This is a genomic window from Ruegeria sp. AG7 (assembly GCF_056541545.1).
This window is the reverse complement of record NZ_JBQFYP010000006.1, coordinates 274,967-282,731: the sequence shown is the minus strand read 5'-3', so window position 1 is coordinate 282,731 and position 7,765 is coordinate 274,967. Positions and strand designations below refer to the sequence as shown.

General features: G+C 59.7%; 9 protein-coding genes. 1 reads left to right on the top strand and 8 read right to left on the bottom strand.

Annotated elements, in window-relative coordinates; all coding sequences use genetic code 11:
- Nucleotides 1-259 precede the first annotated feature (259 nt).
- Entirely contained in the window at nucleotides 260-796 is a 537-nt protein-coding gene (locus ACR0BF_RS10865; RefSeq protein ID WP_480474205.1) for an invasion associated locus B family protein, read from the bottom strand.
- A gap of 179 nt (nucleotides 797-975) precedes the next feature.
- Here ACR0BF_RS10865 and ACR0BF_RS10860 point away from each other — a divergent pair, with 179 nt between their 5' ends.
- Nucleotides 976-1,974: an asparaginase gene (locus tag ACR0BF_RS10860; protein WP_480474206.1), complete on the top strand. Its 999-nt coding sequence runs from the start codon at nucleotides 976-978 to the stop codon at nucleotides 1,972-1,974.
- Between the two features lie 5 nt (nucleotides 1,975-1,979).
- Here the strand turns inward: ACR0BF_RS10860 and ACR0BF_RS10855 are convergent, their stop codons facing one another.
- From ACR0BF_RS10855 to ACR0BF_RS10825, 7 genes are all read right to left on the bottom strand, one after another.
- The gene (locus ACR0BF_RS10855) at nucleotides 1,980-2,300 is read right to left on the bottom strand and encodes a YciI family protein (protein ID WP_480605543.1); all 321 of its coding nucleotides are present in this window, start codon (nucleotides 2,298-2,300) and stop codon (nucleotides 1,980-1,982) included.
- 22 nt (nucleotides 2,301-2,322) lie between these two features.
- Nucleotides 2,323-2,751, bottom strand: a complete 429-nt coding sequence (locus ACR0BF_RS10850) for an SRPBCC family protein (RefSeq protein ID WP_480474207.1) — start codon at nucleotides 2,749-2,751, stop codon at nucleotides 2,323-2,325.
- Nucleotides 2,739-3,068 (bottom strand): ArsR/SmtB family transcription factor, encoded by a 330-nt coding sequence (locus ACR0BF_RS10845; RefSeq protein WP_480493917.1) that lies wholly within the window; start codon nucleotides 3,066-3,068, stop codon nucleotides 2,739-2,741. The genes ACR0BF_RS10850 and ACR0BF_RS10845 overlap by 13 nt, the downstream gene beginning before the upstream one ends.
- A 41-nt stretch (nucleotides 3,069-3,109) precedes the next feature.
- Nucleotides 3,110-3,988 carry a phosphoserine phosphatase SerB gene (serB, locus tag ACR0BF_RS10840; protein ID WP_480546631.1) on the bottom strand — a complete coding sequence of 293 codons (879 nt, stop codon included), beginning with the start codon at nucleotides 3,986-3,988 and terminating at the stop codon, nucleotides 3,110-3,112.
- A 35-nt stretch (nucleotides 3,989-4,023) separates the two neighbouring features.
- Nucleotides 4,024-4,752, bottom strand: coding sequence for a metallophosphoesterase family protein (locus tag ACR0BF_RS10835; RefSeq protein ID WP_480624890.1), 729 nt, complete (start codon nucleotides 4,750-4,752; stop codon nucleotides 4,024-4,026).
- A gap of 120 nt (nucleotides 4,753-4,872) precedes the next feature.
- Nucleotides 4,873-6,468 (bottom strand): phosphoglycerate dehydrogenase, encoded by a 1,596-nt coding sequence (gene serA / locus ACR0BF_RS10830; RefSeq protein ID WP_480493919.1) that lies wholly within the window; start codon nucleotides 6,466-6,468, stop codon nucleotides 4,873-4,875.
- Between the two features lie 96 nt (nucleotides 6,469-6,564).
- Nucleotides 6,565-7,719 carry a phosphoserine transaminase gene (locus ACR0BF_RS10825; protein WP_480624889.1) on the bottom strand — a complete coding sequence of 385 codons (1,155 nt, stop codon included), beginning with the start codon at nucleotides 7,717-7,719 and terminating at the stop codon, nucleotides 6,565-6,567.
- Between the last annotated feature and the right edge of the window lie 46 nt (nucleotides 7,720-7,765).

Here is a 7,765-nt window from a genome sequence, read left to right as displayed (position 1 = left end):
CTGACAACTACAGAGCGCGTTTCAGGTAGCGATTTGGTCAAATATTTTGCCTAGTCTCGGGGCAGTAAATCACTCCGTGGCGAAGGTCTGCTTTGCGGTGTCAGGTCTGACTCGACCCAATAATACAACGGCGGCTCCGGGCTCAATCCTGCCATTTGAGGGCGGATTGAGCAATCGCAGCATGGACTGACCCACTTGACGGAAGTCCACATAAGAAAAGCGCCGCCAAAGACGCGACCATTTGCTTAGGTCGGGGTGCTTACTTGGTGCAGCGCTTTTCGGCGTCTTCGATTGCTGCGGTAAAGCCCAGCAGCGAGAAGGTGTCCTTGGTTTGCGTGCCGCGTTCGGACCGGGCAGTCAGAACAGCCTCGGTTCCGCGTTTCAGCGCGGTGACGATCTTGGCGTCATCTGCATCTGACGCAGGCCAGGCCCACTCACCTTCGGTGAACAGTTCAAACTCGGACCCGTCGACATTCAGGTTCACCGTCGATCCCGGAGCAAACGGGTAGCCGCCGGTAAAGGTCACTTGTCCTTTGACCTCGGCATTGGGCCGATAGAACACAAACAACAGAATGTCGCTGCGCCGCACGGATACGACGCGCCCGCCCCGGGTGTTCACGGTTTCCTTGGGGGCCGAAACGCTCCAGCATTCGGTGGGATCATCTTCGACAAAAACGCTCCAGTCCGTTTTTGCGGCAACCCGGTTTGTGCTTGTCGCCTGCTGGGCGATTGCAGAAGTCGCGGCGATGCCTGCCACACACAGGCCCGCAATCGTACGAACGAGCATTGATCCCATTTGTCCAGCCTCCTAGCTCGACCGATACCTCAAATCCATCGGACATGGCTGCGAACCCTTCCGGCCCGTCTATTCCGTTGCGCATTCCGATGATTGCCGACATACACACACTAACGCAGGTTTCGCCACAGGCGAAAGGGCGATTGGCAGAATTTTGCGCATTAATTTCGGAGGTCCAGATGACGCAGCCCGTAGCGATGACAGAACTGTGGCGTGGCAACTTGCTGGAAAGCCTGCATCTGGGCCACGCGGTCATCTGCGACGACACCGGCCAGATCGTGCGCAGCTGGGGCGACCCGCAGGCGGTTATCTATCCGCGCTCATCCGCCAAGATGATTCAGGCGCTTCCGCTGGTCACGTCGGGAGCCGCTGCAAAATACGGATTGAACAGCGAACATCTTGCATTGGCCTGCGCGTCACACAATGGGGCTGCGATCCATACCGACCGCGTAACAGCGTGGCTTGATCATCTGGGGCTGAGCGAGCACGACTTGCGCTGCGGGCCACAGGAGCCAGCGGACACTGCCGCGCGGGATCGGCTGATCCTGGCGGATGACACCCCGTGCCAGATCCACAACAACTGTTCCGGCAAGCATTGTGGTTTCCTGACACTGGGTCAGCATATGGGCGCAGGGCCGGAATATCTGGAAATCGATCACCCGGTGCAGCAGGCCTGCTTGTCTGCCATCGAAGAGACGTCAGGCGAAACCAGCCCCGGTTACGGTATTGACGGCTGTTCCGCCCCGAATTTCGCCGTGTCGCTGACCGGGCTGGCCCGGTCGATGGCATGGTTCGCCAGCGCCTCGGATCGGTCCGACCGTTCCAGCGAGGCGGCGGTGCAATTGGTGGCGGCAATGGTAAAACACCCGCAACTGGTAGCCGGTGAGACACGTGCCTGCACCGAACTGATGCGCGCCATGAACGGGCGTGTTGCCATCAAGACCGGAGCCGAGGCGGTGTTTGTGGCCATCATCCCGGAAAAACGCATGGGCGTTGCGCTGAAGATCACCGATGGCACCACGCGGGCCAGCGAATGCGCCATCGCCGCTATTCTGGTGAGCCTTGGTGTGCTGGAGGCCGATCACCCGGCCACCCGCAAGTTCATGAACGCCACGCAATACAGCCGCCGGGGGCTGGAATGCGGAGTGATCAAACCTGCGCCGGGTTTCCCCGGCTAAGGCCCCTACATCTCGATCTCGTGCACCTCGGCCACCTCGACCGAGCCCGAGCCGTTGACGACCATCGGACAGCCCTTGGCCATCTCGGTCGCGGCTTCGATACTGTCGGCCTTGATCACGGTAAAGCCCGAGGCCGGGTTTGCGCCGCCATTGTCGAGAACCCCGCTGCTGCTGACCGTATAGGACTGTCCGACCGGGTTGCCGGGGATCTCTAACGCTTCGGCCATACCCTGAAACCATGCGCCCCAAGCGGCCATGGTCGCCTCAATCTCGGCGGGGTCGGTCGGGGTGTGTCCCCCGTGATAGACAAACAAATACTGGGGCATATCGCTCCTCCCTGATGAAACCTTATTTGCACTTCGCTTCGAGTTTGCGCAGCGAAGACGTCCAGCCCTGATTGTGGTTCGCGGCTGCTTCGGCATCGGCCAGTTCGCGGTGGTCCAAAACCAAGCGTGACCCTGTGCCCGTCGCTGTGACTGTGAAGGAAACGTGGCTTTCGGCCCCGCGCTGATCCTGATCGTCATGCCAGCCCCAGGTAAACCCCACCGAGTTTGGAGGGTCGACATGCGTGACGTGGCCCGAGACCTTGTATTGCTGGCCCTCGCTGTTTTCCATGACCGAATACCACGGGCCGGTGCGCGAGAAATCCAGATTATGCTCGGGGACATGCATCCCTTCGGGCCCCCACCATTGCAACAACCGGCTGCCGTCGCTGATCCATGCAAACAGATCCTCTGGGCTGACGGGGAAGTCCCGTTCCAGTTTCAGGTCGGCCATGACTTCTCCCTTTCGATGATATCACTGAGGCGATCGAGGCTGCTTTCCCAGAATTGCCGTTTGGAGATCGTCCAGTCGGCAATCATCCGCAGCCCGTCGGACCGGATGGAGTACATCCGTTGGGTGCCCCGCACGCGCTGCTGCACCAACCCTGCCTCGCGCAACACTTTCAGATGGCGCGAAATCGCAGCACCGGACATTCCGCGCCCTTCGATCAGGTCACCGGCGGGCAGTTCGCCCTGCTCCATCAGCTGCTCGACAATCGAGAACCGGGTGGCATCGGACAAAGCGGAAAAGGTGGTCAGAAGCGTGCTCATGACCACTATTTAACACAAATGTTAAATAATGAAAAGCCCTGTCAGGATTCGACAAAATCCGCGCGACTGTACCCTTGCAGGTAAAGCAGTGCCGTCAGGTCGCCGTGATTCACCCGCACGTCGCATTTCGCAGCCACCGACGGCTTGGCATGAAGGGCAACGCCGGTTCCGGCCCGCCCCAGCATGCCCAGATCATTGGCCCCGTCGCCCACGGCGATCACGTCATTTTCGGACAACCCAAGACGCGTGGAAATCTGCTCAAGCGCCTCGATCTTGGCTTGCCGCCCCAATATGGGACGCGCCACATCGCCCGTCAGTTTGCCATCTGCGGCCAGCAGAGTGTTGGCGCGGTTTTCATCGAACCCCAGCAGCTCTGCCACCCGCGCGGTGAAGGCGGTAAAGCCACCGGACACCAGTGCAGCATAGGCTCCGTTGGCCCGCATCGTTGCCAGCAACGCCTGCCCGCCGGGCATCAGGGTGATCCGTTCGCGCAGGACTTTGCCAATGACGCTTTCATCCAGATCCTTCAGCAGGCCAACCCGTTCGATCAGGGCACCTTCGAAATCCAGCTCTCCGTTCATGGCGCGGGCGGTGATGTCCTTGACCCTTTCGCCGACGCCAGCCTCATCCGCCAGTTCGTCAATGCATTCCTGCTGGATCATGGTGCTGTCCATATCGGCCAACAGCATCTTTTTGCGCCGCCCCTGTGCGGGCTGCACAATCAGGTCCACGCCCATGCCTTGCAAGTCTGCCCAAACGTCCCAGCGATTGGCGGGCATGTCACTCAGCTCAAACTCGACCGCCTCGTCCGGGCTGAGCCACAGGACATCTCCACCGCCCCACGCGTTGCGCAGCGATTCAGGCAAGGCACGGTCCAGCGAGGGTGCAACCGGGTTGGTCAGCAAAGTGGCGACGTACATATTCCAATCTCCAGTGTCATACCCATGCGGGACGGTCAGGGCGTCAACAGTGTTCGACCTTGTTCGGTCAGTTCCCAGCAATTCTGTCCCTCGAATACGGCGACGCCCGTCGGGCGTCCGTATCCGGCCCCCGTGTCCAGATTGATCCGGTTGCCATAATGCGTCGCCTGATCCACAGGCGTGTGACCATGAACGATCAGTTTGGGATGCGGGCCGTGGTAGTCGTGGAAGTCCTGTCTGATCCAGATCAGATCACTTGCCTTCTGTTCATTCAGCGGCACACCCGGACGGATACCCGCATGAACAAAGGCAATCTCGGGCGTCTGATGCATCGCCACCAGATCGCGCAGGAAGGTCAGGTGCGACTTCGGCACGGCTGTCTGAGCCATACGGTGCAGGTTTTCAAGGCGGATCTGACCTTCGAATTCCACCCCATAGCTGCGCAGGGTGTCGACCCCGCCCAACCTGTCATGCAGCCAGTGGTATCCCACCAACAAATGCGGATCGTGGCGCGGAGTGTCCTCCATGAACCAGGCAAACATGCGGTCGTGATTGCCCAGAAGAGTAATCCAGTTCCGGCCAGCATCACGCCCGGCAATCAGGCGGTCGATCAGCCCGCGACTGTCAGGGCCGCGATCCACGTAATCACCAAGAAACACGATCTGCGCATCGGGGCCGCCATCGCTTTGGATCAGAGACAGCGCGCGGTCCAGTTCGGCCACCTGCCCGTGCAGATCACCAATGGCATAGACTGGCAATGTCATAGAATCCTCCGGCGGTATGAGTCAGCTCGCTTGTGACTCAGATTGCGAAATCAGAGAAGAAAGGACCCGGGTATTCGTATAACCGGGTCCTGAACTGTTCCTCAAACTCAACAGCCGCGATCAGGCGACGTCGAATTCCAGCGGTTTGATCTGCGTGAACAGACCTGTTTCGGCAAGCTTTGCCCGTGCTTCGGCCGGGACCGGTTCGTCGACATAGAGCAACGCAATCGCTTCGCCGCCAGCCTCTGTGCGGCCGAGGGTAAAATTGGCGATGTTAACGTTGTTCTCACCCATGGTCTGACCCAGCGTGCCGATGATGCCGGGCACGTCTTCGTTGGTGGTGTACAGCATATGAGCGCCGACCTCGGCATCGATATTGATGCCTTTGATCTGGATGAAGCGCGGCTTGCCATCGCTGAACACCGTACCCGCGATCGACCGTTCACGTTTGTCCGTTACGACCGTGACCTTGATATAGCCATCAAAAACACCTGACTTATCCTGATTGGTGGTCGAGATTTTGATCCCGCGTTCTTTCGCGACCACAGGGGCCGAGACCATGTTCACCTCGGGGTTGAACTTTTTCATGATCCCCGCGACCACCGAACAGTTCAGCGCAGCCAGGTTCATTTCAGCGGCCACACCGTCATAGAGGATGTTGATCGCCTTGACCGGTTCATCCGTCATCTGGCCGATGAAGCTGCCCAGATGACCTGCCAGCTTGATCCACGGCCCCATCAGCTTGGCTTCTTCCGCTGTCACGCTGGGCATGTTCAGCGCGTTCTCGACCGCGCCCGTCAGCAGGTAGTTCGAAATCTGTTCAGCCACCTGCAAGGCCACGTTCTCCTGCGCCTCGGTGGTCGCCGCACCCAGATGGGGCGTGCAGACCACGTTGGGCAGGTTGAACAATGCGTTGTCCTTGGCGGGTTCCTCGCTGAACACGTCAAAGGCCGCTCCGGCAACATGACCGGATTGCAGCATTTCGGCCAGAGCCACTTCATCGACCAGACCGCCACGGGCACAGTTGATGATCCGTACACCCTTTTTGGTTTTGGCCAGATTTTCGCGGCTCAGGATGTTGCGGGTCTGATCGGTCAGCGGCACATGCAGGGTGATGAAATCGGCGCGCGCCAGCAGTTCGTCCAGCTCGACCTTTTCGACGCCCATCTTGGACGCTTTCTCTTCGCCCAGATAAGGATCATAAGCGATGACTTTCATCTTCAGGCCCAACGCACGTTCGCACACGATGCCACCAATGTTACCGGCACCGATCACGCCCAGTGTCTTGTTGGTCAGCTCGATCCCCATGAACTTGGACTTTTCCCACTTGCCCGCATGGGTCGAGGTGCTGGCCTCGGGGATTTGCCGCGCCACGGCGAACATCATCGCGATGGCGTGTTCGGCGGTGGTGATCATGTTGCCGAAGGGTGTGTTCATCACGATCACCCCTTTTTTCGAGGCCGCCTCTTTGTCGACATTGTCGGTGCCGATCCCGGCGCGGCCGATGACCTTCAGCCTGTCGGCTTTTTCCAGAAGGGTCGGTGTAACCTTGGTTGCCGAACGGATGGCGAGGCCATCATATTGACCGATCACCTCGGCAAGCTTGTCTTTGTCTTTGCCCAGCTCGGGCATGAAATCCACGTCGATGCCGCGGTCGCGGAAAATCTGCACTGCGGTTTCGCTGAGATTGTCGGATACGAGTACTTTGGGAGCCATTTTGGTTGGTCCTTTGAATTCTTCAGAGGGTAGCGCGCTGACGCCCGCCTTACATCAGTGATGGGGTAGGCCGGGCTTCAGCCCGGCACATGAAACTCAGGCAGCCTGCGCCTGCGCTTTGATCTCGGTCGCAAAGGCCCATGCCAGCCAGGGCAGCATCGCCTGAATATCCGAGGTTTCAACCGTACCGCCGCACCAGATGCGCAGGCCCGCAGGCGCGTCGCGATAAGCGCCGATATCAAGTGCGATATTCTCGGCTTCAAGTCGCTTGGCGACTGCCTTGGCAAAGGCTGCACCGTCCTGAATACGCGCGTCGGTGAACTTCAGGCAGACCGAAGTGTTCGACCGTGTCGCCCCATCCTCTGCCAGGTTTGCGATCCAGCCGTTCTGGTCGCAGAACGCGTGTACCGCACCCGCATTGGCATCCGCACGCGCGATCAGCCCCTGCAATCCGCCCACCGATCGCGCCCAGTCCAGCGCAAAGAGATAATCTTCGACCGCCAGCATTGACGGCGTGTTGATCGTTGCCCCGGTAAAGATGCCTTCGATCAGTTTGCCGCCCTTGGTCAGGCGGAAAATCTTGGGCAGCGGCCATGCGGGGGTATAGCTTTCCAGCCGTTCAACGGCGCGCGGGCTGAGGATCAGCATCCCGTGGGCCGCTTCGCCGCCCAGCACTTTCTGCCAGCTGAAGGTTGTTACATCCAGCTTGTCCCAGGGCAGATCCATCGCAAAGGCCGCCGAGGTTGCATCGCAGATCGTCAGGCCCTGGCGGTCATCGGCAATCCAGTCGCCATTGGGTACCCGTACACCCGAGGTTGTGCCGTTCCACGTGAACACCACGTCATTTGCGAAATCGACCGAGGCCAGATCAACGATCTGCCCGTAATCCGCGGTCTTCACCTCGGCGTCGATCTTCAGCTGCTTGACCACATCGGTCACCCAGCCGGACCCAAAGCTTTCCCAGGCTAGCATCTCGACCTTGCGCGCACCCAGCAAAGACCACAGCGCCATTTCAACCGCGCCGGTGTCCGAGGCGGGAACGATGCCAATGCGGTAATCCGCCGGAATGCCCAGAATCTCGCGCGTGCCTTTGATGGCCGCCTTCAGCTTATCCTTGCCGACAGCGGCGCGGTGCGACCGGCCCAATGCGGCATCAGCCAGTTTTGTCAGGTCAAATGTGGGGGGTTTGGCACAGGGGCCCGAAGAAAAACGCGGATTTGCCGGCCGCGTCGCCGGTTGTTCGATCGTCATGTGTATTACCCTTCCAGATACACGCCCCTCGTTGGGGAGGGGTGTC